Origin of the sequence: Candidatus Poriferisodalis sp. (genome assembly GCF_965214215.1) — a bacterium.
Classification (GTDB): Bacteria; Actinomycetota; Acidimicrobiia; order Acidimicrobiales; family Poriferisodalaceae; genus Poriferisodalis.
The window spans coordinates 146950-170963 of sequence record NZ_CBDCBD010000002.1 but is presented as its reverse complement, the minus strand read 5'-3'; the positions used below and the strand labels follow the sequence as shown (position 1 = coordinate 170963).

Annotated in this window: 21 protein-coding genes, 3 tRNA genes and 1 pseudogene; 20 read left to right on the top strand and 5 right to left on the bottom strand. The window is 65.6% G+C overall.

The genetic code is table 11. From position 1 onward, the window contains the following. Together ACOOF5_RS01030 and ACOOF5_RS01025 are read right to left on the bottom strand one after the other, a co-directional pair. Positions 1 to 657 (bottom strand): NUDIX hydrolase, encoded by a 657-nt coding sequence (locus tag ACOOF5_RS01030; RefSeq protein ID WP_420435723.1) that lies wholly within the window; start codon positions 655 to 657, stop codon positions 1 to 3. Between the two features lie 100 nt (positions 658 to 757). Continuing rightward, positions 758 to 1600, bottom strand: coding sequence for an LLM class F420-dependent oxidoreductase (locus ACOOF5_RS01025; protein ID WP_420435721.1), 843 nt, complete (start codon positions 1598 to 1600; stop codon positions 758 to 760). Positions 1601 to 1833: 233 nt separating this feature from the next. Between ACOOF5_RS01025 and ACOOF5_RS01020 the strand changes: the two genes are divergently transcribed. After that, on the top strand, positions 1834 to 2025 hold the full coding sequence (locus ACOOF5_RS01020; protein ID WP_420435719.1) for a ferredoxin: 192 nt from the start codon (positions 1834 to 1836) through the stop codon (positions 2023 to 2025). A gap of 122 nt (positions 2026 to 2147) precedes the next feature. Beyond that, positions 2148 to 2221 (top strand) — tRNA-Pro (locus ACOOF5_RS01015). Positions 2222 to 2282: 61 nt separating this feature from the next. Here the strand turns inward: ACOOF5_RS01015 and ACOOF5_RS01010 are convergent. Then, positions 2283 to 3779, bottom strand: coding sequence for a CoA-acylating methylmalonate-semialdehyde dehydrogenase (locus ACOOF5_RS01010; RefSeq protein ID WP_420435717.1), 1497 nt, complete (start codon positions 3777 to 3779; stop codon positions 2283 to 2285). A gap of 164 nt (positions 3780 to 3943) precedes the next feature. Between ACOOF5_RS01010 and ACOOF5_RS01005 the strand changes: the two are divergent. The 4 genes and pseudogenes from ACOOF5_RS01005 to ACOOF5_RS00990 form a co-directional block, all read left to right on the top strand. Beyond that, positions 3944 to 4069: pseudogene (locus ACOOF5_RS01005) on the top strand (VOC family protein); the annotation flags it as partial. A 3-nt stretch (positions 4070 to 4072) separates the two neighbouring features. Then, positions 4073 to 5026, top strand: a complete 954-nt coding sequence (locus ACOOF5_RS01000) for an SDR family NAD(P)-dependent oxidoreductase (protein WP_420435715.1) — start codon at positions 4073 to 4075, stop codon at positions 5024 to 5026. A 30-nt stretch (positions 5027 to 5056) separates the two neighbouring features. Beyond that, positions 5057 to 5155: transfer RNA gene (locus tag ACOOF5_RS00995), tRNA-Gly, on the top strand. 52 nt (positions 5156 to 5207) lie between these two features. After that, positions 5208 to 5279, top strand: a tRNA-Gly gene (locus ACOOF5_RS00990). An 86-nt stretch (positions 5280 to 5365) separates the two neighbouring features. On the opposite strand, the gene ACOOF5_RS00985 is transcribed toward ACOOF5_RS00990, so the two are convergent. Together ACOOF5_RS00985 and tig are read right to left on the bottom strand one after the other, a co-directional pair. Then, the gene (locus ACOOF5_RS00985) at positions 5366 to 6046 is read right to left on the bottom strand and encodes an ATP-dependent Clp protease proteolytic subunit (protein WP_420435713.1); all 681 of its coding nucleotides are present in this window, start codon (positions 6044 to 6046) and stop codon (positions 5366 to 5368) included. Between the two features lie 9 nt (positions 6047 to 6055). Further along, on the bottom strand, positions 6056 to 7594 hold the full coding sequence (gene tig / locus ACOOF5_RS00980) for a trigger factor (RefSeq protein WP_420435711.1): 1539 nt from the start codon (positions 7592 to 7594) through the stop codon (positions 6056 to 6058). A gap of 228 nt (positions 7595 to 7822) precedes the next feature. Here tig and clpX point away from each other — a divergent pair, with 228 nt between their 5' ends. The 14 genes from clpX to obgE all read left to right on the top strand — a co-directional run bounded on the left by clpX (position 7823) and on the right by obgE (position 24002). Then, positions 7823 to 9088 (top strand): ATP-dependent Clp protease ATP-binding subunit ClpX, encoded by a 1266-nt coding sequence (clpX, locus tag ACOOF5_RS00975; RefSeq protein ID WP_420435709.1) that lies wholly within the window; start codon positions 7823 to 7825, stop codon positions 9086 to 9088. Positions 9089 to 9098: 10 nt separating this feature from the next. Continuing rightward, on the top strand, positions 9099 to 10529 hold the full coding sequence (locus tag ACOOF5_RS00970; RefSeq protein ID WP_420435707.1) for a bifunctional folylpolyglutamate synthase/dihydrofolate synthase: 1431 nt from the start codon (positions 9099 to 9101) through the stop codon (positions 10527 to 10529). Between the two features lie 188 nt (positions 10530 to 10717). Then, positions 10718 to 11179: a nucleoside-diphosphate kinase gene (ndk, locus tag ACOOF5_RS00965; RefSeq protein WP_420435705.1), complete on the top strand. Its 462-nt coding sequence runs from the start codon at positions 10718 to 10720 to the stop codon at positions 11177 to 11179. Further along, complete coding sequence (locus ACOOF5_RS00960; RefSeq protein ID WP_420435703.1) at positions 11179 to 12237, top strand: rod shape-determining protein; 1059 nt, start codon at positions 11179 to 11181, stop codon at positions 12235 to 12237. The genes ndk and ACOOF5_RS00960 overlap by 1 nt, the downstream gene beginning before the upstream one ends. A 68-nt stretch (positions 12238 to 12305) precedes the next feature. Further along, complete coding sequence (mreC, locus tag ACOOF5_RS00955; RefSeq protein ID WP_420435701.1) at positions 12306 to 13160, top strand: rod shape-determining protein MreC; 855 nt, start codon at positions 12306 to 12308, stop codon at positions 13158 to 13160. Positions 13161 to 13173: 13 nt separating this feature from the next. Continuing rightward, entirely contained in the window at positions 13174 to 13710 is a 537-nt protein-coding gene (locus tag ACOOF5_RS00950) for a hypothetical protein (RefSeq protein ID WP_420435699.1), read from the top strand. Then, positions 13703 to 15841, top strand: a complete 2139-nt coding sequence (gene mrdA, locus ACOOF5_RS00945; RefSeq protein WP_420435697.1) for a penicillin-binding protein 2 — start codon at positions 13703 to 13705, stop codon at positions 15839 to 15841. The genes ACOOF5_RS00950 and mrdA overlap by 8 nt, the downstream gene beginning before the upstream one ends. After that, on the top strand, positions 15838 to 17007 hold the full coding sequence (gene rodA / locus ACOOF5_RS00940) for a rod shape-determining protein RodA (protein WP_420435695.1): 1170 nt from the start codon (positions 15838 to 15840) through the stop codon (positions 17005 to 17007). Before mrdA ends, rodA begins: the two co-directional genes overlap by 4 nt. Positions 17008 to 17047: 40 nt before the next feature. Next, a complete protein-coding gene (locus tag ACOOF5_RS00935) occupies positions 17048 to 19042 on the top strand; it encodes a TIGR03960 family B12-binding radical SAM protein (protein ID WP_420435693.1) in 1995 nt (664 codons plus the stop codon). 70 nt (positions 19043 to 19112) lie between these two features. Next, entirely contained in the window at positions 19113 to 19931 is an 819-nt protein-coding gene (locus ACOOF5_RS00930; RefSeq protein WP_420435691.1) for a TIGR03936 family radical SAM-associated protein, read from the top strand. Continuing rightward, entirely contained in the window at positions 19924 to 21948 is a 2025-nt protein-coding gene (locus tag ACOOF5_RS00925) for an Rne/Rng family ribonuclease (RefSeq protein ID WP_420435689.1), read from the top strand. The genes ACOOF5_RS00930 and ACOOF5_RS00925 overlap by 8 nt, the downstream gene beginning before the upstream one ends. Positions 21949 to 22004: 56 nt before the next feature. Beyond that, positions 22005 to 22316 (top strand): 50S ribosomal protein L21, encoded by a 312-nt coding sequence (gene rplU, locus ACOOF5_RS00920; RefSeq protein WP_419838575.1) that lies wholly within the window; start codon positions 22005 to 22007, stop codon positions 22314 to 22316. A gap of 3 nt (positions 22317 to 22319) precedes the next feature. Then, positions 22320 to 22571, top strand: a complete 252-nt coding sequence (gene rpmA, locus ACOOF5_RS00915; protein WP_419838576.1) for a 50S ribosomal protein L27 — start codon at positions 22320 to 22322, stop codon at positions 22569 to 22571. A gap of 171 nt (positions 22572 to 22742) precedes the next feature. Beyond that, positions 22743 to 24002: a GTPase ObgE gene (gene obgE, locus ACOOF5_RS00910; protein ID WP_420435686.1), complete on the top strand. Its 1260-nt coding sequence runs from the start codon at positions 22743 to 22745 to the stop codon at positions 24000 to 24002. The last annotated feature ends 12 nt before the right edge of the window (positions 24003 to 24014 follow it).

The following is a 24014-nucleotide window of genomic DNA, read 5'->3' as shown; positions in this document are numbered from 1 at the left end:
CTAGACCGCCAGCGGCCCTTCGCCGGCGAGGAACCGCTGGGCCATCACCATCAGCACTACCCAATATTCGGAGCTGGGTACGAGGTCATCGAGCGTGGCTTCGAAGGTTGCCTCTCCTGCGTCGGCATGACCGGCTGACGTGACACCGTGCAGGGTGATCGACGGGCCGCCCTCGAACAGCGCGAGCAGGTCGGCGATGGGCACGTCGAACACCGCGTCGACCTCGTCGCGTGCCAGCACGTAGTCGGTGAGCGGACGGTCGTCGCGCAGCAGGTACACGCTGGTCAGCTCGCAGTTCAGCGTGCCTTCGCCGCTGTCATCGGCCAGCCTGCGGACGCCCAGCGGCACCAGATCGGCACTGGCGGGCCTCACGCCGAGTTCTTCTTCGAGTTCTCGCACGCCATCGAGCGGTGTCTCGCCGGCGGCAAGATGCCCGGCAGCGCTGATGTCGAGCAATCCCGGAAACGCAGCCTTGGAGCGAGTGCGTCGCTGTAGCACGGCCGTCGGAACACCGTTGCGCAGCGTGACGATCTGACAGTGGAACACGCGGTGCCACTCGCCTCGCTCGTGGACCTCGTCCCGCGGGGCCGTGCGCAGGTAGCGCCCCACCTCGTCGACGACGTCGAGCTGCTCTACGCCGGGCGCGCTGTCGGTCATCGCCACATTCTTCCCGCTGGCGCGGCCGACGACGAAACCGGCGACAGCGCGCGGCCGACAACCACTGCGGCCTCGGCGATGGCCCCGACAGCGGGAGCGGCTACAGCAGCGCGGTGTACTTGTCGAGGATCGGCAGCACCGTGTCGGCGTCGGCTGGCGGCAGCGCCAGCACCACCCGGGTGCAGCCGATCTCGGCGAGGCTTTCGAGGATCTCGGGCTTGGGAGGCGTGCCGAACTGGCCGAACTCGATGTCATCGGCGTCGCGGCCGGCTTCGATCGCGGATTCCCGGATCTGCTTCATCGGCACTTCGAGGTCGTAGCGGCCCGAGATCGGCATCCAGCCGTCGCAGAACTCGACGATGTCAGCGATGGTCTTGGGCCCGGCGGCGCCGCCCAAGATCACCTTGGGGCCGCCTTCCTGCACGGGCTTGGGCCACGCCCACGATGAATCGAAGTTCACCCAGTCGCCGTGGAACTCGGCCTCGTCGTTGGTCCACAGCTCACGCACCGCCAGCATCATCTCGCGGGTGATGGCGCGCCGATCGGTGTACTTGACGCCGTGGTTCCGGAGCTCTTCCTTGTTCCAGCCGTAGCCGATGCCCAAGATGAACCGGCCGTTCGAGATCCGGTCGACCGTGGCGGCTTCTTTGGCGAGCCAGATCGGGTCGCGCTGGGCTACGAGTGTGATCCCGGTGCCAAGCATGATGTTCTCGGTGACGGCGGCAGCGGCGCCGAGCGACACGAACTGGTCATGGGTGCGCCAGTACTCCTCAGGCAGGGGCGGTGCGCCCTCATTGCCGCCCCATGGCGTCTCGCGGCTGGTGGGAATGTGGCTGTGCTCGGGGAACCACAGCGACTCGAAGCCCCGTTCCTCGACAGCTTTGGCCAACTCGACAGGCCCGATGGCCTTGTCGGTGGGGAACATCATCACGCCGATCTTCACGGTGGTCCTCCTGGGGAGTGGCGAGGGTGGCCGGTGATGGCCGCCGCTGAGGGTAATGGGCATGAGTCATCGGTGCCCGCCTCGCGGGAAATGCAGGGGAGAGCCGGAGCGGCACAGGTTCTCCCCAAACGTGGCGTAGCGTTGCGCTGATTCGTAGCGAGCACGCGCTCAGACTCGCAACAATGAGGTCCGGTGGCCTAGAGGCCCGCAAGGCCAGGCGATGTGGAGGCACAGTGAAAATCACCATTGACGTCGACAAGTGCATCGGCAGCGGATCGTGCGAGATGATCGCTCCGGGCATTTTCGAGGTGGGCGACGACGGACTCGTACAGCTGCTCGAGAGCAGTCCTAGCGCCGAGCATCACGGCGCGGCGCGCACGGCAGCGGCCAGCTGCCCCACGCAGGTCATCTCGGTGGACGACTGAGTCGCAGCACAACTCCGAGTCGCAGCGCACAGCAGCAGCGCCGGCCTCAGAATCCACACAGGCCGTTCGCACCGCCACCGGTACGCTCGAAATCGGGAGCTGACCCGTCAGCTCTTCAGATTCGGGAAGTGGCGCAGCTTGGTAGCGCACCTGCTTTGGGAGCAGGGGGTCGTGGGTTCAAATCCCGCCTTCCCGACCGCCGGCCGGGGGGCTGGCACCCGAGAACCAATCGCGCCTGTCGAGCCCGAACGGGAAGCTCAGCGAGCCGTGGGGAATCCCAGGTCGACGCCGCGGTCGGCTGGGTCGGGCCAGTGCTCGGTCACCGCCTTGAGCCGTGTGTAGAAGCGGATGCCCTCGGGGCCGTGCATGTGGTGGTCGCCGAACAGCGAGTCCTTCCAGCCCCCAAAGGAGTGATACGCCATCGGCACCGGGATGGCCACATTCACCCCGACCATCCCGACGGGAGCCTCACGCCGGAACCGCCGTGCAGCACCGCCGTCACGGGTGAACAGCGCCACACCGTTGCCGAACTGGTTGTTCTCGATGAGCTCCATCGCCTCTTCGAACGATTCCACCCGTACCAGGCACAGCACGGGTCCGAATATCTCGTCCTCGTACACCTTCATATCGGGCGTGACTTCGTCGAGCAGCGTTGGGCCGACCCAGTAGCCGTTTGGGTGGCCGTCCACCATCAGCTCACGGCCGTCGCGCACCAGCACTGCGCCCTCTGACTCGCCCAAGTCGATGTAGCTGAGCACCCGGTCACGGTGCTCGGCCGTCACGAGCGGCCCCATGTCCACCGCTTCGGCGCCCAGCCCTGGGCCAATACGCAACGCATCGATCCGCTCGCAGATCTCCCCAGCCAAGTCATCAGCAATCGCCCCCACTGCCACGACCACCGAGATGGCCATGCAGCGCTCGCCGGCCGACCCGTAGCCAGCCGAAACCGCAGCGTCGGCTGCTTGGCCGAGGTCAGCGTCGGGCAGCACGATCATGTGGTTCTTGGCGCCGCCGAGCGCTTGCACCCGCTTGCCTGCCATCGACGCCGTGCGATGCACGTGGCGGGCGATCGGCGTCGAGCCCACGAAGCTCACCGCGTCGATCCCGGGGTGCTCGCACAGCCCATTCACCGCATCGGCGTCGCCGTGGAGCACGCTGAACACGCCGTCGGGCAGCCCCGCTTCGGCGAACAGCTCGCCGATGCGCACCGATACCGATGGGTCCTTCTCCGACGGCTTGAGCACGAAGCAGTTCCCGGCGGCGATCGCCACCGGGTACATCCACATTGGCACCATCGCCGGGAAGTTGAACGGCGTGATGCCCGCCACCACGCCCACCGGCTGGCGGACCGTGTACGCATCGTGGGAGGTGCTGATGTCGTCGGTGCGCTCACCCTTGAGCAGCTGCCCGATGCCGCAGGCGAATTCCACCACTTCGATCCCGCGTCGCAGCTCGCCAAGCGCATCGGCGCGAACCTTGCCGTGCTCGGCCGAGACCATCTCGGCCAGTTCCAAACGGTGCTCTTCGAGCAGCTCCCGGAAGGCGAACATGACCGCGGCACGAGACGAGATGGAGGCCTCCCGCCACCCCTCCCATGCCGTACGTGCCGTGCTCACAGCCACGTCCACGTCGCCTGCAGACGCCATGGGAACGGTGGCGACCACACCGCCGGTGACTGGGTCGGTCACATCGAACATCGTCTTGGGCGACCCTTGCGTGCGCTGACCGCTGATCCAGTGGTCGACTTGCCTCATGAGAGTCCTCCTTGCCGGCTGCGCTCATCATCGAGCGGACGCGCCGAAGGACCGCATTTTCGCAGCCTTGAGCGATGATCGGGAACGCAGGCGAGAGCGGGGCTGGTAACGGCGTTGCAATGCGCGCAGCGTGGTTAGAGTCCGCGGCATGAGCGACGTCAATCCGGTTCGGGAGCATTCGCGACCCGTTCGGCCACAAATGGTCCATCGCGACCCATGTGAGAGACGTGACTCCCGAAGAGATGGCGGCTGCGGCAGCAGCGATGTTCGCCGAAGGACCGGAGGCATAAGCCATGGCAGTCACTGAACTCCAAGGAAGGATCGCTGTCGTCACCGGCGGCGGCACGGGCATGGGACGTGAGCTGGTGTGTCGGCTCACAGCCGCGGGAGCGCACGTTGCCGCCTGCGATCTCAATACCGAGACGCTGCAGCAGGCGGCCGATCTCGCAGGGGCACGCGCAGCCAGCGGCGTACGAATCACCACGCACCAGTGCGATGTCACCGACGCTGATGCCGTAGCGGCCTTTGCCGCCGAGGTCGCCGAACAGCACGACACCGATCACATCAATCTGCTGTTCAACAACGCCGGCGTCGGCGGTGGCGGCAGCTTCGTGATCGACGACCAGCGCGAGGCGTGGGACAAGACCTTTGAGGTCTGCTGGAACGGCGTGCTGAACTGCGCCCGTGCGTTCATGGACATGCTCGTACGTTCCGATGCAGGCGCGATGGTCAATACCGCCAGCATCAATGGCTTCTGGGCAACCATCGGCCCTGGCTTGCCGCATACCTCCTATTGCGCCGCGAAGTTTGCGGTAAAGGGGTTCACCGAGGCACTCATGCAGGACCTGGCGCTGCACGCGCCGCATGTCAGCGCCCATGTGGTGATGCCTGGCCACATCGGCACCGAGATAGCGCGGAACAGCTTCACCACCCACGGCGCAGACATTCCGCTCATTCGCAAGAACATGCAGGCGAGGGGCATCAACCTCGATGGATTCAGCGACGAGCAGATCGAAGGTTTCGTCAACGACCGCAACACACGATTCCGCGATGACGCTCCGACGACCGCGGCACAGGCGGCTGAGGTCATTTTGTCGGACGTGCTGGCTGGCCGGTGGCGGATCCTGGTTGGCGACGATGCGTACGCCATCGACGAGGCAGTCAGGGCTGATCCTGAAGCCGCCTACACCGAAACGTTCATCGAGCAGTTGCGCGACCAAGGGCATCTGCAAGTCCTCGGTCGCTGAGCGGGCGCGCCGCTACCCTCGGCGTTCCTTGCGGACGTAGTTCAACGGCCAGAACCTCAGCCTTCCAAGCTGATGATGCACGCGGCGCCTCTGGCGCCGCCATCGAGACGGCGATTCCCGTCGTCCGCTCGCTGGGGTTCGGCAGTGCGCTATGTGCGCGCCGCTACCCTCGGCGTTCCTTGCGGACGTAGTTCAACGGCCAGAACCTCAGCCTTCCAAGCTGATGATGCGGGTTCGATTCCCGTCGTCCGCTCGCCAGAACCTCAGCCTTCCAAGCTGATGATGCTGGCAGCACATGGTGTGCTGCGGGTGACTCGGCGATTCCCGTCGTCCGCTCGCCTAGGCGGCGCGGATGGGGCCGTCCTCAAGAACTTGACGGTTCGCGATCACCTCGTCGATGATCCCGTACTCCTTGGCGGCCTCTGCATCCATGATGAAGTCGCGGTCGGTGTCGGCGTGAATCCGCTCGAGGTCCTGGCCAGTGTGGTGCGCAATGATCCGCTCGAGCCGCTCGCGCATCCGATCGATCTCCCGAGCCGCCAGCTCGATGTCGGTCGCCTGACCGATCGCCTGCCCGTAGGGCTGATGCAGCAGCACCCGCGCATTGGGCAGCGCCATTCGCTTGCCCGGAGTTCCCGCCGCCAGCAGCACCGCGGCTGCCGACGCCGCCTGACCCAGGCAGATTGTGGTGATGTCGTTGCGGATGTACTGGCTGGTGTCGTAGATGGCGAACAGGGAGCTGATATCGCCGCCGGGCGAGTTGATGTAGATGTTGATGTCCTTGTCGGGATTCTCCGACTCTAGGTGGATCATCTGTGCGCACACCAGGTTGGCGATCACGTCGTCGATGGGCGTGCCCAAGAAGATGATGTTCTCCTTCAGAAGCCGCGAATACAGGTCGTAGGCGCGCTCGCCGCGGTTGGTCTGCTCCACCACCGTGGGCACGAGGTAATTCCGTGCGTTATGCCGTCCGGCACCTTGGTCGTCGTGATCGTGGCTTACGGAGAACTCGGTGGTCACCATCGGTCCTTAATCGTCTGGGTTTTCGGAGTCTGGGTCTTCGGGGTCATCGGGCGACGGCAGCTCGAGCTCCGAGCGTTCGATCCCCTCGCCGTCCGGTCCCACGAGTGTGGCGGCTTCGATGGCCCATTGAAGCGCCTTGTTCTTGCAAATGGCCGCCGTCAAGTGCGCGAGCCCATCAGTTTCCGCTATGACCTCTCGCAACTGGTCCGGGCTGCGGCCATCGTTGGCCGCCATCTTCTCCAGCTCTGCGTCGACGTCATCGTCGTCGGCCTGCAAGGCCTCGGCCGAGGCCAGGGCGCGCAGTGCCAAGTCTAGGCGCACAACCCGCTCGGCATCGTCTCTCAATTCCCCGATGAATGACGCCGGCTCCTGCCCCGTCGCCTCCAACCACTCCTCGATCGTCATGTTGCGCTGCTGCAGCCCGTTGCCCAGCTCGGACATGCGATCCGCGATCGCTCCGCTCACCATGGCGTCGGGCACGGGACCCTCCACCAAGCCCGCCAACTGCTTCTGGACCTCGTCTCGCAGCACCATGTTGGCTTGCATGATTCGTCCGAAGCTGAGTTGCCTCGCTGTGGCCTCATGCAATTCTTCGACAGTGTCGTGCTCAGTGTTCTCGTCGACCCAGGCGTCGGTCAGATCGGGCAAGACGAGCTCAGACACAGCGTTGACGGTGATCTCGAAGTCAATTTCCATCTCTGTCTGGACCGGATGCGGTGCGCTGAACGACAGCTCGGCGCCCGCTTCGCTGCCGCGCAGATGCTCGTCGACTTCGGGCACGATGCCGCCGCTGCCCACCTCATAGAGGTAGTCCTGCGCAGACAGCCCGGGCAGCGGCTCGCCCTCCACCGAGCCCTCGATGTCGATGGCGACCCGGTCGCCGTCATCGGCCGGCCGCTCCACCTCGGCGATATCGGCGAACTGACGGCGCGTCTCGTCGATGCGAGCCTCGATCTCGGAGTCCGGCGGCACCGGGCTGGGTATCTCTAACTGCAGGGTCTCATAGCCCGAGATCGACACCACCGGCCGGGTCTCGACGGTTGCCTCGAAGGCCACCGGCCCTTCGCTGCCGTCGAGCGTGAGCTCTAGCTCGGGCTGGTTCACCACGTCGACCTGGTTGTCGCGCACGGCTTCGGCGTAGTAGCGGGGCAACGCTTCTTCAAGCGCCTGCGCGCGGCCGATTTCTGGCCCAAAATGCGATTCCAGCACCTGGCGGGGCGCCCGCCCCGGGCGGAAACCCGGGATGCGCACCTCGCGGGCGAGCTTGCGGAATGCAGCCTCGACGTCGGCGTCGAAGGTCGCCGCGTCGACTTCGACGGTCAGCTTGACCCGGGGCCCGATGAATCGCTGTGCGGCTTCCCCGTGCTCGGCGTCGTCGCCGGTGTCGTGGCCGACATCATCGTCCGCGGCCTCGTCGGCAATCTCACCGTCGTCAGGGGACTCGGCGGAAGCCGAAGCGTCGTCGGGGAGGGATGCATCGGGTTCAGGAACTGGCGCGGGCCCGATGAAATCCGCTGGATCCAGCGGCGTCAACGTCGTCTTCACGAAGCGCGGAGCCTACCGGCGCGCCCTCACCGCTCCCCGTGTCCCCGAGCACGTCGACTTCCAAACAGATCACCGCATGCCGCGCGCGCTGTGCCATCCTTGGCGATCAACTCTTGGCGCGCATGCGGTCGGACCGTGTGCGAACCTTGACAGTCCATTGACGTGCAGGATCTCGCGAGAGCTCTTGCCGGAGATTCCCCGGAAGAATTCGCGGAAGGGAGGTGCAGCGTGGCGAAGTTTGGCGAGGGAGGCGAGCTGCTCAAGTGCTCGTTCTGCGGCAAGTCGCAGAAGCAGGTGCGCAAGCTCATCGCGGGCCCGGGCGTCTATATCTGCGACGAGTGCATCGACCTGTGCAACGAGATCATTGACGACGAGGTCGAGACCACCACCGAGACGCCGTTCGAATCGGTACCCAAGCCGCGCGAGATCTTCGCCTTCCTCGATGACTACATCATCGATCAGGACCGGACCAAGACGATCCTGTCGGTGGCCGTCTACAACCATTACAAGCGCATGCGCCTTGAGCCCTCCGGCCCTGGCGCATCCGAAGACATCGAGATCGCCAAGTCCAACATCCTGCTGATCGGTCCGACTGGCTGTGGCAAGACGATGATGGCGCAGACGCTGGCCCGCATGCTCAACGTGCCCTTTGCCATCGCCGACGCCACTGCGCTCACCGAAGCCGGCTATGTGGGCGAAGACGTCGAGAACATCTTGCTCAAGCTCCTTCAGGCGGCCGACTTTGACGTGAAGCGGGCGGAGACCGGCATCGTCTACATCGACGAAATCGACAAGATCGCTCGCAAGGCCGAGAACGCCTCGATCACCCGCGACGTGTCGGGCGAGGGCGTCCAGCAGGCGCTGCTCAAGATCCTCGAAGGCACGGTGGCATCCGTTCCCCCGCAAGGCGGCCGCAAGCATCCCCACCAGGAGTTCCTGCAGATCGACACCAGCAATGTGCTGTTCATCTGCGGAGGCGCTTTTGACGGCCTCGAGCGGCTCATCGCCGACCGGGTGGGGGAGCGAGGCGTCGGCTTCGGCGCAACGCTGCGCAACGCCGGCGATGGCTCTGCGCTCGATGTGCTGCCGGACGTGTTGCCTGAAGATCTGCGCCACTTCGGCCTGATTCCCGAGTTCATCGGCCGGCTTCCCGTCGTCGGTGTCGTTGACCCGCTCGGTCCCGACGCGCTGCGACGCATCCTCACCGAGCCGAAGAATGCCCTGGTCCGTCAGTACCGCCGGATGTTCGAACTCGACGACGTCGAGCTCGAGTTCACTCCCGATGCACTCGAAGCGATCGTGGATCAGGCGATGCTGCGCAATACGGGCGCCCGGGGACTTCGAGCGATTCTCGAAGAGGTCCTGCTGGGGCTGATGTACGACCTGCCGAGCCGTGACGACGTGGCTCGCTGCATCGTCGACCGGAAAGTGGTGCTTGACAAGGTGAACCCCACGCTGGTGCCTCGGTCCACCGTCACGCGCCGCGCCTCTTGAGCAACGCGTCTTGAACCCTGAGCCCTCTGACACTGGGCCGACGAAAGCCACATCGGGCCCACTGCGCGACTACGAGGCCGCCGTGGACTGGCTGGACTCCCATATCGATCTCGAGCGGCTGCTCGGCAGCGCAGAAGCGACGCCGCCCACGCTGGACCGTATGTGGACCCTCATGGGCGTCTTGGGCGATCCCCAGGACAGCGTGCCGGCGATTCACATCACCGGCACGAACGGCAAGGGCAGCACGGCACGGCTGGCGGTAGCGCTGCTGGGGTCGTGTGGTCTGGCTGCGGGCAGCTACACGTCACCACACATCGAACGTGTCAATGACCGGATCACCGTCGCCAACGAGCCGCTCGACGACGAGTCATTCACTTTGGCGATCAGCGAGATAGCGGTCTTCGAATCGATGGTGACCGAGCGCTGCGGTGAACGGCCGAACTACTTCGAGGTAATGGCCGCTGCCGCGTACAACTGGTTCGCCTCGAACGCCCACGTGAATGTGATCGAGGTGGGCATGGGCGGGCGCTGGGACGCAACCAACGTCGTGGACGCAGCCGTGGCAGTCATCACCAACATCGGCGCTGACCATCTCGAGATCATCGGGCCGACGCTGGCAGACGTTGCGGCGGAGAAGGCAGGGATCATCTCGGCTGGGGCGATCGTCGTCTGCGGCGAAACAGCCCCGGAGCTCGTCGAAGTCGTGGCCGCTACGGCGGCGGAGGCGAGTGCCGATGTCTGGCGGCGAGGCGTCGACTGGGATGTCGTCCAGCGTCAGACTGCCGTCGGCGGCCAGCTCGTGAGCATTCGCACGCCCCTCGGGGAGCACGCCGACCACTACGTGCCGCTGCATGGAGCTCACCAAGCGATGAACGTCGCCACGGCCATCAGCTCTGTCGAGGCGTTCTTTGGTCGGCGCATCGACGATGACGTGATTGCGGCCGCTTTGGAATCCGTCTCGCTGCCGGCTCGTTTTGAAATCGTCGCTCAGGAGCCGACGGTCGTCATCGACGGGGCCCACAATCCTGGCGGAGCCGCTGCGTTGCGAGACACGCTCGCGGAATCTCTGTGGGTGGGTTCGGCGTCGTCGCCGGGACACCCCACAGGCGCGCCGACGAGCACGGACGGCGCCAAGGTGCTGGTAATAGGTGCCAACAGGCCGCACGATCCCGGTGCATTCTGTGAAGCGCTAGATCTCGATCCCTTCGATGCGGTCGTCGCCACGGCAGCGGCGTGGCCGCGCGCAATGGCCCCGAGCGAGATCGCCGCCGCCGTCGAGCACTCCTGTGCGGGACGTGCGCGGCCGCTCCAGATCACTGGCGTCGCCGGCGTCGGCGAGGCGCTGCAGCACGCCCGCGACCGGGCTGGTCGGGAGGGGATTGTGGTGGTGAGCGGATCTCTCTACGTCGCTGCCGAAGCCCGGCGACTTCTCAAAGGCTGAGCCCCCGGGCCTGAGCGGCCCGCGAGCCCAATCGCATGAGGCATGGGGAGCTACAGCGGGAAGCAAGAACCCTCGAATCGAGGAATTCCGCCTTTCGCGCACCCTCTCAGCCGTGACCCGCATTAGCCTCGTGCGCGCAGCCGATGGCGCATCGCGCCAGTACGCGCGCACAGCCGAGGGAGACAGCGATGCGGCAAACGCTGGTGATCTGCAAGCCAGACGCAGTCGAGCGCGGCCTCGTCGGCGAGATTGTGGGCAGATTCGAGCGCAAGGGACTTGCCGTCGCTGCCCTTGAGCACCGGACCATTGATCGCGATACGGCCGAGCGGCACTACGCCGAGCACGCCGGCAAGCCGTTCTATGAGCCGCTGCTGGAGTTCATCACCCGCTCGCCGTCGGTTGTCATGGTGCTCGAAGGTCCCCCAGACGCAGGCGACGACGTCTTCGCCGTCGTGCGCACCATGATGGGCACGACTAATCCCGCCACTGCAGCGCCGGGCACCATCCGGGGCGACTTCGGGCTGTCTCCCACGGAGAACCTCGTACATGGCTCCGACAGCGAGGCTTCGGCGGAACGCGAGATCGCTTTGTTCTTCCCCACCATCGCTACGACGAACAATGTCGCGTCAATCAACGAGGTCAGCGGTTGATGGCGGCGAAAGGAGCATCCCGACCCCGCCGGCGCAGCTCGGTGTTCGGCGGCAGGGACATCGCGGTCGATCTGGGCACGGCCAACACGATCGTGTTTGTCCGCGGCCGGGGCATCGTGCTGAACGAGCCGTCGGTAGTCGCGGTCGACTCGATGACCGGCAACTCGTTGGCCGTCGGGCAGGAAGCCAAGCGGATGATCGGCAGGACCCCCGGCAACATCACCGCCATCAGCCCACTGAAGGATGGCGTGATCGCCGACTTCGACATCTGCGAGAAGATGCTGAGGCACTTCATCAACGAGGTTTCCCAGACCCGTTGGCCCAAGCCACGCATGGTGATCTGCGTGCCGTCGGGGATCACCGGGGTCGAGCAGCGCGCCGTGCAGGAAGCCGCCGAATATGCGGGAGCGCGCCGCGCATACATCATCGAGGAGCCGATGGCCGCAGCGATCGGCGCCGGGCTGCCGGTGCAGACAGCGCAGGGGAGCATGATCGTCGACATCGGCGGCGGGACCACTGAGGTCGCGGTGATCTCGCTGGGCGGCATCGTGACGGCTCGTTCTGTCCGCATCGGCGGCAACCTGATTGACGCGACGATCAGCGCTCACGTCAAGAAGGAACATGGCCTTATCGTGGGCGAGCGCACCGCGGAGGAGATCAAGCTTGCCCTTGGTTCGGCGTGGCCATTGCAGCAGGAAATCTTCGCGGAGGTCCGTGGCCGCGACATGGTCAGCGGACTGCCCGAATCCGTCAGCGTGGACAGCATGGAGATCCGCGAAGCGATCGCGGGGCCCGTCAGCGCCATCGTCGACTCGGTGAAGGCAACGCTCGACGACACTGCGCCGGAGTTGGCAGCCGACGTCATGGACCACGGCATCACGCTCGCCGGCGGAGGAGCAATGCTGCGTGGTCTGCCGGATCGACTGCGCTCGGAGACAGGTGTTGCAGTCCACATCGCGGAGGATCCGCTGTTCGCCGTCGTGCGCGGTTCTGGCCAAACGCTCGAAGAATTCGACGTCCTCCACGGAGTGCTCTACTCCTCCACCGAGGGGCGCTGACGCCCCCGGCCGTGGCCCGCCGCGCCGGCATTCGGAGACGCACTTGGCTTCGTCTGGCTCTGCTCGTCGTGACGGCCATTGCACTGCTGACGCTTGACGCACGCGGTTCTGGCGGTGTGCTGGACAGTGCCCGCGGCACGGTGCAGGAGCTGCTGGGTCCAGTGCGGACATTCGGCGATTGGGTAACTGGGCCGATTCGCAACGCGTGGCGCGGGGTCGTCAGCTTCGATGACGTGGAGGCGGAGAACGCGCAGCTGCGTGGTCAGCTGGCTGAGGCGCAGGCATCAGTGCTGCGTGTCGGCGAGTTGGAGCGCGACCGCCAAGAACTGCTTGCGCTCATGGGTGCCCGCGACGTGGTCCAGGCGATTCCACGGGTCACGGCGCGTGTCATCGATGCGCCGGTGTCGAACTTTGAACGCACGATTGTTGTAGACGCAGGTCGTCGTGACGGCATTCGCGAAGGCATGCCGGTAGAGAGCGGCGACGGACTGATCGGACGGGTCTCCCGCGCCGACCCCTCTTGGTCGTTAGTCGAATTGCTGACCGATCCAAACTTCGACGCTGGCGTGCGCATCGTTCGCTCTGGAGACGACGGATTGGCCTCCGGTCGGGGACCGGGCCGCGACCTGGAGGTGAGCTACATCGAGCTGGAGACAGTCGTCATCCCCGGAGAGACCGTGGTCACGAGCGGCTTTGAGGGCAGCACGTTTCCTGCAGGGTTGCTCGTGGGCACCGTCACCGATGTCGAGCCCGATGCAGTACGGGGGGCGCAGCGGGTCACCGTGCACCCTGCCGCGGATCTCGAGCGGCTGCGCTGGGCACAGGTGCTGCTCTACGAACCCGAAGTACCCGAGCCGGTCATCGTGGATCGCGAGCCAGATGACGACCCTGCCGAAGCAGGCACAGTCGGCGGCGAGTCGTGAGGGAGGACTGGCGATGATGGCAGGTGCCGGTCCGCCGGCACGGTCGGCGCTGGTTCTGGCTCTCGCCATCATCGTCCACGTGGGCCTGCTGGTGTACATCACACCGGCGGGTGTCATCGTTGATCCGCTGGTGCTGCTGGCCGTCGCGGGAGGGATCGTCGGTGGCAAGGGCACCGGGGCGTCGTTCGGTGGCGCCTGCGGGCTTGCATCTGATCTCATCGTTCACACACCGTTCGGCATATCCCTGCTCGTGCTGACGCTGATGGGTTACGTGTCGGGCAGCGTTGCCGAGCAGATCCCTACAGCTCGCTGGCTCGCTCGTGCGGCGGTGGCCTCGGTGCTGTCAGCGGGCGGGATCGGTCTCTTCGGCGGAGTCGGTTGGCTGATGGACCTCGTCTACGTGACCGAGGCGCCGCTCGTTCGCATCGCCCTTGTCACCGGTGTTGCGTCGCTGCTGACCAATCCGCTGCTCGAACGTGTGCTTCGATGGGCACTCATCATCCGTCCGCGCATTTCTGACCTTCGAGAAAGCACGGCTCGCGGTGGATGAGCGGGTCCGCCGCCGGATGGCCTTCATCGGCATCGTGATGATCGGCCTGTTCGGAGCGCTCTTCACCCGCCTGTGGTACCTGCAGGTGCTCGAGACTGAGCAGTTCACCGTTGCCGCTGAGTCGAACCAGGTCCGCATCATCATCACTCCGCCGACGCGTGGCCGCATTCTGGACCGTCATGGCGTGGTCCTCGCGGACAACGTCCGCACCGGTGTGGTGACCTACGACTATTCGAGATACGGCGAAGAGCACACCGTAAGCGTGCTGGCCCAACTCGCCGACCTGCTCGACGTGCCCGCAGAACTGCTCAGCCAGGGCTTTGCCGATCAGCGCACGCACCCGCTCGCCCCCAAGGTAATTGCCACAGGCCTCGACGAGGACGGCCTGCTTCGCGTGGCGGAACGATCCATCGCCGGTGTGGAGGCCCGCTGGGACTGGGTTCGCGTCTACCCCCAGAACGAAGTCGGGGCACACATCGTCGGCTACGTCGGGGCGATGTCAGAGCGCCAGCATCGGGAGCTGATCGATGATGGCTACCTGCCCTACGAGCGGGTCGGCAGGGCGGGCATCGAGGGCCTCTTCGAAGCCGAGCTCCACGGCGAACCGGGGCGCACCAAGCTCGAGGTGGACCGGCAGGACCGGGTGCAGCGAATCTTGGCCGACGTGCCGCCGCAGCCGGGCCACGACATCGTGCTGTCCATTGACGTCGAGCTGCAGGCTGCAGTGGAGTCGTACCTGCGCCAAGGGCTGATCGCTGCCCGTAAGACCGTGAGCGAGGACTCCGGGTTCTTCTACCCGGCCCTGACCGGGGCAGCCGTCGTCATGGATGTGCGCAACGGCGATGTGCTCGCGATGGCCTCGCATCCGACCTACGACCCGAATTGGATGGTGGAGGGCCTGTCACTGGCGGAGTACCAATCGGTGTTCGAAAACCCCTATGCGCCGGGCGCGCTGAACAATCTCGCAGTGCAGGGCACCTACTCACCCGGTTCGGTCTTCAAGCCGGTGACAGCACTCGCTGGCCTCGAAGCGGGCCTCATCTCGCCGCGGGCGGCATATCACGATGTCGGCTACTACAGGATTCCCGATGCGCGGGGCTGCACCGGCCGCTGCACGTTCTTCAACGCCGATCGGGCCGCGCTCGGAACCCTGGACTTGTCGGGGGCGCTGACCCGGTCCAGCGATGCCTACTTCTACAAGGTGTCCGACGACCTGTACTGGGTCGACGGCCCGGAGCAGTGGGCGATTCAGGACATGGCTCGCGCCCTCGGATTCGATTCCCCGACCGGCGTGCAGTTGCCATTCGAAAAGACGGGCCGCGTGCCTGACGGCGATGTGAAGAAGACCCTCTTTGAGTTGAGTCCCGAGGCCTACAACCCTTACGACGAGCCGCCGCGCTGGTTCCCGGGCGACAACATCAACACCGGGATCGGCCAGGGGCTCGTTGCCGTCACACCGCTACAGCTCGCAAACGCGTACGCCACTCTTGCCAACGGCGGCACCCGCTTCTCTCCGAACGTCGTTGAGGAGGTCGCGTCTCGCGAGGCAGAAACGTTCGGCGAGCCCGTGCTGACCTTCGAACCGAGGGTGCTCGACACCGTGGAATTCCCCGCCGGCAGCGCGGTCGTACGGGAAGGGCTGAGCAACGTCACCAATCCCCGGTTGCGAGGCACCGCCGCCAAGGCCTTCGAGGGCTACGACCATGCCGGCTATCCGGTGTCGGGCAAGACCGGCACGGCCCAGGCGCAGGGTCTGAACGCCGTGCTGCGGCGCAAGAAGGAGGACACGGCGGTGTTCGTGGCGTGGGCGCCCACCCATGACCCGCGATACGCCGTCGCCGTTGTCATGGAGGAGGCCGGCTACGGCGGCGAGGCGGCTGCGCCTGTGGCCCGGCGCATCATCGAGGCAGTCCGGGCCTACGAGCAGCGCTGGCCTGAACCCCAGATCGCGTTCGTGCCTCCCCAGCCCGAGTGCCCCGATGTGCCAGAGGCGCTGCGCGGCGATCCGGCGTTCTTGGGCTACGTGCCCGAAGGCTGCCCGTGGGGCGTCCAGCTGCCACGAGCCAACACGCCCTCTGATGCGGATGGTGACGGCATCCCCGATGTGGATCAGATCGAGGGGGGGTCATGATTGCGCGGCTGCTGAATCGCACGCAGACCCGCCGTGAATTGCGGTCTCCGGCCTGGTTCGCCGACTACTCCTTGGCGCTCGCCGCCATCGCAATCGCGTGCCTGGGCGTGGCGATGAACTACGCCGCGACGTGGCGCAGCCTCTCGTTCGAAGGCGGAGACCCATGGACCGTGGCGCGCCGTCAGGCAATCTTCGTGGGCATCGGGATTGTGGTCATGATCGTCGCGGCCGTCGTCGACTACCGAGTGCTTCGCTTTTACTCGACGCCTGCCTACCTCATCATCCTCGGGGCGCTCGGCGCGTTGCTGCGCTGGGGCCCCGAGATCCGCAACGCACGGTCATGGTTCACGCTGCCGTTCTTCGGCTTTCAGGTGCAGCCGTCGGAGTTCGCCAAACTCGTCGTGATCGTGTCCTTGGCCGCTTTCGTTGCCAATCACGAGGGATATCTGCGCTTCGACACGCTCTTCAACGCCGGGTTGTTGCTGGTCGTGCCGATGGCCCTCATCTATCTCCAGCCCGACCTCGGCACGATGCTGGTCTTCGTGGCGGTGGCCATGGGCATGCTGCTCGTCGCCGGTGCGCAACTGCGGCACATCGTCGTCATCACGCTGGCTGGAGTCCTCGCCCTCGTGCTGGTCTTCAGCATCGACGCGCTCCAAGGGCCCAGGCTGCTGAGCGAGACGCAGCGAAACCGTCTCACGGCATTCTTGGACCAGGACTTCGAGCCGCTCGAGGCCTCCTACAACCTGCGTCAGAGCCAGATCGCCATCGGAGCGGGCGGCATTTGGGGACAGGGCTGGAAGCAAGGCACACAGACCAACCTCAGCCTCGTGCCCGAACAGCACAACGACTTCATCTTCACCGCGCTCGGCGAAGAATTCGGTCTCGTCGGCGGCACGCTCCTGCTCGCGCTCTATGCGTACATGACGGTGCGCATCTGGCAGATGGCTCGTGTCGCCAGCGACCCCTTCGGTCGATTACTCGCGGTCGGAATCCTTTCGATGCTGCTATTCCAGGTGTTTCAGAACATCGGTATGACGATCGGCATCATGCCCATCACCGGCATCCCCCTGCCTCTCATGAGTCACGGCGGTTCGGGCACCATCACGGCTTTCGCTGCGGTCGGCATCGTCATCAGCGTCGGGGCTCGCCGCTACGCCCTCTAGCGCTTCATCAACTGCGTGGACCGGTAGCGTTGATGGGGAAATGACAACGCTGTGGCCTCGGCTCGAGCCCTTGCTGCCACGTGTCTCCAAGCCGGCTCGGTATATCGGCTGTGAGGACGGGATGCAGCAACCGACGCTCGGCCCCCATCTCACTTCGTGGTTGCTGACCTACCCCGACACCTACGAGGTCGGCCTGCCCAACCAGGGTCTGCAGATCCTCTACGAGCTGTTGAACGAGCGCCCGGATTCCAGTGCTGAGCGGACATACGCACCTTGGATCGACCTCGAGGCCGAAATGCGGACCCATGGGTTGCCGCTGTTCTCGGTGGACACCCACCGGGCGGCAGGCGAATTCGATGTCATCGCCTTCAACCTCTCGGCTGAACTCGTCTACACCAACGTGCTCAACTGCATCGACCTGGCCGGGCTAGAGGTGAGGTCATCTCGGCGCAACGACGCCGATCCGCTGATCGGCGCCGGAGGGCATTGCGCGTTCAACCCCGAGCCGCTGGCCGATTTCGTGGATTTCTTCGTGGTCGGGGACGGCGAGGAAGCGGTCAGCGAGATCACTGAAGTGGTGGGTGCGTGGAAGCGCGCCGGCAAGCGGGCCGGCACCCGTGAAGGCGTGCTGCGAGAGCTGGCCGGCATCGAGGGTGTGTACGTGCCCGCGATGTACGACGTGGCCTATGACGGAGCGGCGCTCGTGGAGGTGACCCCGAAGTACCCCGACGTGCCGCCGCTGGTTGCCAAGCGGACGGTCGCGGACCTCGCCGACTGGCCCTATCCCCGCCAGCAATTGGTGCCGGTCACCGAGGTGGTGCACGACCGACTGTCGGTAGAAGTGTTCCGGGGCTGCACGCGGGGTTGTCGTTTCTGCCAGGCGGGCATGATCACCCGGCCGGTACGCGAGCGGCCCGCCGCGCAAGTGCGCGAGATGATCAGCAACGGCCTCGCGCGCAGCGGGTATGACGAGGTCAGCCTGATGTCGCTTTCCACCGCTGACTACAGCGGGATCGCCGAACTCGTGCGCGACACCGTCTCCGCTGGCGCCTTGGAGACTGCGGGTGCTGATGCGAATCGCATCAGCGTCTCGCTGCCCAGCCTGCGGGTGGACGCCTTCACTGTTGACGTAGCGGCTCAAGTGTCACGCGCACGCCGCACAGGGCTCACCTTCGCGCCCGAAGCGGGTTCATGGCGACTCCGTCAGATCATCAACAAGCTCATCACCGAAGAAGACCTGTACGGCGCCGTGCGCTCCGCGTACAGCCAGGGCTGGCACCGCATGAAGCTGTACTTTCTCACGGGTCTGCCTTCGGAGATGGACCCAGACACCGAGGCCATCGCTCACTTGGCCGAAACGTGCGCTCGCATCGGGCAGGAGTACACGAAGCGGGCGTCGGTGACGGTATCGCTGGGGGGCTTCGTGCCCAAGCCGCACACGCCGTTTCAGTGGTTCGGGCAGAACCCGCCCGACGAGCTGGCCCGCAAGGTGCGGCTGGTGCGCTCCGCGCTGGGCCGCAACCGTCGCGTGCAGTTGAAGTGGCATGACCCGGCCGCTTCGACCGCTGAGGGAATTGCCAGCCGGGGTGACCGCCGGGTGGGTGCGGTCATCGAATACGTCTGGCGCAGGCGCGGCACGTTCCAGGAGTGGAGCGAGCGCTTCGACTTGGGCCTGTGGGAAGAGGCAATGGCAGCGAGCGGCCTCAGCCTCGACTGGTACGTGTACCGCCACCGAGGCGAATCTGAGGTGCTGCCCTGGGACCACATCGGTGCCGGGCTGCATCGTGACTTTCTGTGGCAAGACTGGCAGGACGCCCTGGCTGGGCATGGCCTGCCTGACTGCCGATGGACCCCGTGCTACGACTGCGGGGCCTGTACTGAATATGGGATCGAGCACATAGTTGCGTCTCCTGTCGCCCCCAATGGCGGCAGTCAGGGGACGGGACAGGATCTCGCGACCGGCCATCTGGTGCCGGTCGAGCTGCGTCCCCGCCGGCTGGCGAGCGCAGGTGCATCGGCGGGGGGTGGCGCGTGAAGATGCGCAGGCCCCCAACGCCGGTGCTGAGCCGAAGTGCTGCTCCCACCCAAGCGGGTGGGAGGCGGCGTTGAGGTTGCGCGTCCGCTTTTCCAAGATCGGAAAGATCCGGTTTATCGGCCATCGCGATGTCGCTCGGGTGACCGAGCGCGCTGTGCGCAGGGTCGGTTTGCCTGTGGCGTACAGCGAAGGCTTCTCACCTCGCATGAAGATGAGCTTCGGTTTGGCGTTGCCGACCGGGTATGAGTCTGACGGCGAGTTTGTCGAGCTGCCGCTGATTGCGGACGCGGTCGTCGACGGCGGTGCCCCCGGCAGCGACGACCGGGGTGTTTCGGGGCCCGTGATCGTCTGCCAGACCGATACCCACAAATCCTGCGAGCTCGAGCCGGCGTCGGCCGCCCCCAGCTACTGCACCGTTGCGGAGGCACTCAGCGAGGCGTTACCGGTCGGCATGGAAGTGTCGGCGGCAGTTCTGACCGACGGCAGCGGTCCGTCGCTGCAGGCGGCGACTCGCTCGTGCGGCTGGCGGTTCGACATCATGGGACTCGATCCGGCTGCGGCGGAGAAAGCGGTTGCGGAATTCCTCGCCGCCGGTACCGTCGTGACTGAACGGGTGCACAAAGGCGAAACCGTGAGTTCGAATGTCCGACCCAGCGTTGAGGTGCTGCAGGTGGTGGGATGCTCGGATCGGGGGGCGGTGCTGAGCGCCGTGCTGTCCGCAACGCCTCGGGTGGTGCGCCCTAGCGAACTGGTGTCAGCGCTTGCGCCGGCACATGAAATGGGCATTGCCCGAAGAACACATCAATGGACGTGTGGCGCAGCGGGACGAGCCGAACCGGCCGTGCCTGCCATGTGCGCCCAGAAACACAAGGAACTCATCAGTGGATGAATCAACACTGAACGACACAACAGACAACACTCAGGACAAATCACAAGAGAATCCGACCCAGAAAAACCCCACCCAGAAGAATTCGACACCCCGTAATCCAGCCGAGAACAGTTCGACGCAAACCAATGCGGCAGAACCGGCACCCGCTGTTCGCAAGCGCCGACTGGTTGCGCCCACGAGCGGCGACAAGCTTGGCGCGCCCGAACCAGGAATGAGTCCCGAGGCGCCGACAGCAGCGGCTTCTCCGCCGCCGACCAAGCGCAAGCGGGCAGTAACGGCACCGGACAAGCCCGCATCGCGGTCTCATGTCAAGTCGGAGCCCAAGGCGAAGTCCCAAACCAGGGGGAAGTCGGAACCCAAGGGAAGAACGAAGTCCGATCCGGCATCATCGGAGTCTGAGATTGCGAAACCTCCGGTCCCACCGGTTCCGCCACCGGCGCGCAAGCCTCAGATCGGCGACAGCCGCCCGGCACCCTCCCAGCAGGCACCTGAGAGTGAGGGCGCTGGCGGGCGCCGGCGCCGCAGGCGCGGCGGGCGGGGGCGAGGCGGGCGCGGCCGATCCGGCGAGGCCGCCTCGACGACCACCGAGACCCGGAACGGCTCCCATGCGCCGGTCGAGGCAATCCTGGCCGATCAGCAGCCGCTCGAACTTGACGATGAACAGCTCACCGAGCGACGCGGAAAGTACCGCAATGGCAAGCCGCTCGGCCGATACCGGATGTGCGTCCATGTCTCGGAGGGGGCCACACACATCGCCGTGCTCGAGGGCCGGTCGCTCATCGAGTACTACGTGAGCCGCCCGTCCGACGACATTTCGGAGATCTACGGCAATCTGTACATGGGCCGGGTGCGCCGAGTGCTCCCGGGCATGGAAGCCGCATTCGTCGACATTGGGACACCCAAGCAAGCGGTGCTCTACCGCGGCGACCTCACCGTTGCATCCGACGACAGTGACGAAGACGCCTCGGGCGAGCGCAAGCGCGCCGGCGGGCGGCGGGGCCGCAACGTCTCGGGTCCCGCGATCGGCGACCTGATCAGCAACGGCCAAACCATCATGTGCCAAGTCATCAAGAACCCGATCGGCCACAAAGGGGCTCGTCTCACCACCGAGGTGTCCTTGCCCGGCCGCTTCGTGGTCCTCATCCCCGGCAGCAACGTCACGGGGATCTCAAGGCGCCTTCCCAGCCGTGAGCGGCGAAGGCTGCGCACCCTGCTCGCCAAGGAGATCCCTGAGGGCTTCGGCGTGATTCTGCGCACGGCAGCCGAGAACGTCACTCCTGCAGAGATCCGCCGGGACATCGAGCGTCTGACACGCCAGTGGACTCAGATCTCGGAGTTGTCGAAGCGATCCGATGCGCCGGCGCTGCTGTTTCGTGAGCCGGAATTGGCAGTTCGCATCATCCGGGAGCAATTCACTGCTGACTTCCGGGAGGTAGTGATCGACGATCCGGTACTGTTCGACCAGGTCAAGGGCTACATGGAAGCGGTCGCTGCTCCCTTGATGGATCGCATTCGCTACTACGACCCTGTGGCGGAACGGCTACCGCTCTTCGAACGGTCCCATGTCGCCGAACAGGTGCGCAAGGCGACTGATCGCAAGGTCTGGTTGCCGTCAGGCGGGTCGCTGATCATCGAGCACACCGAGGCGTTGACCGTGATCGACGTCAACACGGGGCGCAACGTGGGCAGGTCGAGCCTCAACGAGACACTGTTCCAGAACAACCTCGAGGCCGCCACCGAGATCGCCAAGCAACTGCGGCTGCGAGACATCGGCGGCATCATCGTCGTGGACTTCGTCGACATGGACGACAAGCGCCAACGCGAGCAGCTGATGAACACGCTGAATGAGGCTCTGGCCCGCGACAAGACGCGGACTGCAACTGAACCCATCTCCGACATGGGCATCGTGCAGATGACCCGGATGCGCACCGGTGAAGGTCTCTTGGAGTCCATGTCCGATCCATGCGACGAGTGTGAGGGGCGCGGCATTCAGCTGCGCGAATCGCTGTTCGCCTGATCCAAAGCGAGAGCTCCGCGCCATTCCAGCAGTGTCATCGGTATCCTTCCCAACCGATGTATGCAGTCATTGCCACCGGCGGCAAGCAGCGCCGCGTCGAAGCCGGCCAACGGCTCGATGTCGAGCTGCTCGCGGTGCCGCCCGGCGAGGAGGTCACCTTCACGCCGGTTCTCGTGGTGGATGACGGCGCAGTGCTGGCGACACCCGATGAACTCGTGGGGGCCTCGGTGAAGGGCAAGGTGGTCGGCGAGACCAAGGGGCCCAAGATCGACGGCTTCACCTACAAGAACGCCACGACCTACCGGCGCAGGTGGGGACACCGCCAGCGCTATAGCACGGTCGAGATCACCGCGATCGCGAGGGACTGAACGATGTCGAAGACCAAGGGCGGAGGCTCTACTCGCAACGGGCGCGACTCGGTCGCCAAGCGACTCGGCGTGAAGGTGTATTCGGGGCAGGCCATCGATGCCGGCGGCATCATTGTGCGCCAGCGCGGCACCAAGTTTCATCCAGGGCGGAACGTGGGCCGCGGCAAGGACGACACACTGTTCGCCACGACGCCGGGAGTCGTGCATTTCGGCTACCGCCGCGGACGCCGCCTCGTCGACGTCGACCCCTCGTAGCCCTCGAGAACTTCAATCCCACACCCTTGAGGCTGAGCCAAATGGCGAAGCCGCGGCCCGAGCGGCCCGCGAGCCCAATCGCATGAAAATGGGGAACAAGAGCGCGAGGGAAGGGACTCAAGCACGAGCTGATCGATCAGTCTGCGCACACCCCAAGGCAGGCGAACCCCGATGAGCGACTTTGTCGATGAGTGCCAGCTGCACGCCAAGGGCGGCGACGGCGGCGCAGGCTGCGTTTCGTTCCGGCGCGAATCCCATGTGCCGCGCGGCGGCCCCGACGGTGGGGACGGCGGCCGCGGAGGCGATGTGTGGGTTGTCGCGGACCGCAACGTGGCGTCGTTGCTCGCGTTTCGCGACTTCCCTTTCCGGCGCGCCACCAACGGCGGGCACGGCCAGGGCCGCAAGAGGCACGGCCGCAGCGGCGTCGACGAACTTGTGCTCGTGCCCGAAGGCACGACCGTGCGGGATCGTGACGGCACTGTGCTGGCCGACCTTGTGGACGCTGGTGATCGCTGGCTGGCGGCACATGGCGGCAGCGGCGGCCGTGGCAACGCCCGCTTCTCGTCGAACAGGCTGCGTGCTCCTCAATTTGCGGAACAGGCAGAACCCGGCGAGGAACGCTGGTTGGGCCTGGAGTTGAAGCTGATGGCCGACGTGGCGCTGGTGGGATTCCCCAACGCCGGCAAGAGCACCTTCATCAGCGCAGTGTCGGCGGCGCGACCCAAGGTCGCTTCGTACCCCTTCACAACCCTCACGCCGAGCCTCGGCGTCGTTCGGCTCGACGACGGCACGGGCGGCGGCCACCTGGACAGCTTCGAGATGGTGATCGCGGATGTGCCTGGCCTCATCGAGGGCGCTGCGGAAGGCAAGGGGCTGGGCCATCAGTTCCTGCGCCATGTCGAGCGCGCTCGGGTGCTGCTGATCATGGCTGACCTGGCGGAAGTCTCTGATCGCGACCCCCATGAACAGGTAGACGTCCTTCTTGCGGAACTCGAGCGCTACGATCCCGAGCTCGCATCCCGCCGACGGCTGATCGTCGGCACCAAGGCCGATGTCGCTCACTTGGCCTGGGACGGCCAGCGACTCAGCGCTGTCACGGGCGACGGCGTGGCCCCGGTTCTCGGCCGGCTGCGCGAGCTGGTCACCGAAGCCAGAGAGGTCGACGAAGCCCCCACCCAATACGTCGTGCACCGCCCCGAACCCACCGGCATCACGGTGCTGCGGCTCGCAGATGGCGTGTTCGAGATTGAAGGTCGCCAGGCTCGCCGGGCTGTCGCGTTGTCCGACCTCACCGATCCAACGGCGCTCGCATGGGCGCAACGCCGCCTGGAAAAGCTCGGCGTTTCCCGAGCGCTGGCTCGGAACGGCGCCAACTCAGGTGACTTGGTGCGCATCGGCGATTTTGAGTTCACGTACGAGCCAGACACATGACCCTTCGAGAAA

Coding starts and splice junctions, on each gene's coding strand:
- ndk (WP_420435705.1), top strand. CDS start 10,718: ATGCGGCAAACGCTGGTGATCTGCAAGCCAGACGCAGTCGAGCGCGGC.
- ACOOF5_RS01010 (WP_420435717.1), bottom strand. CDS start 3,779: ATGAGGCAAGTCGACCACTGGATCAGCGGTCAGCGCACGCAAGGGTCG.
- rplU (WP_419838575.1), top strand. CDS start 22,005: ATGTATGCAGTCATTGCCACCGGCGGCAAGCAGCGCCGCGTCGAAGCC.
- ACOOF5_RS01000 (WP_420435715.1), top strand. CDS start 4,073: ATGGCAGTCACTGAACTCCAAGGAAGGATCGCTGTCGTCACCGGCGGC.
- ACOOF5_RS01030 (WP_420435723.1), bottom strand. CDS start 657: ATGACCGACAGCGCGCCCGGCGTAGAGCAGCTCGACGTCGTCGACGAG.
- ACOOF5_RS00935 (WP_420435693.1), top strand. CDS start 17,048: ATGACAACGCTGTGGCCTCGGCTCGAGCCCTTGCTGCCACGTGTCTCC.
- ACOOF5_RS00950 (WP_420435699.1), top strand. CDS start 13,174: ATGATGGCAGGTGCCGGTCCGCCGGCACGGTCGGCGCTGGTTCTGGCT.
- rodA (WP_420435695.1), top strand. CDS start 15,838: ATGATTGCGCGGCTGCTGAATCGCACGCAGACCCGCCGTGAATTGCGG.
- ACOOF5_RS00960 (WP_420435703.1), top strand. CDS start 11,179: ATGGCGGCGAAAGGAGCATCCCGACCCCGCCGGCGCAGCTCGGTGTTC.
- rpmA (WP_419838576.1), top strand. CDS start 22,320: ATGTCGAAGACCAAGGGCGGAGGCTCTACTCGCAACGGGCGCGACTCG.
- obgE (WP_420435686.1), top strand. CDS start 22,743: ATGAGCGACTTTGTCGATGAGTGCCAGCTGCACGCCAAGGGCGGCGAC.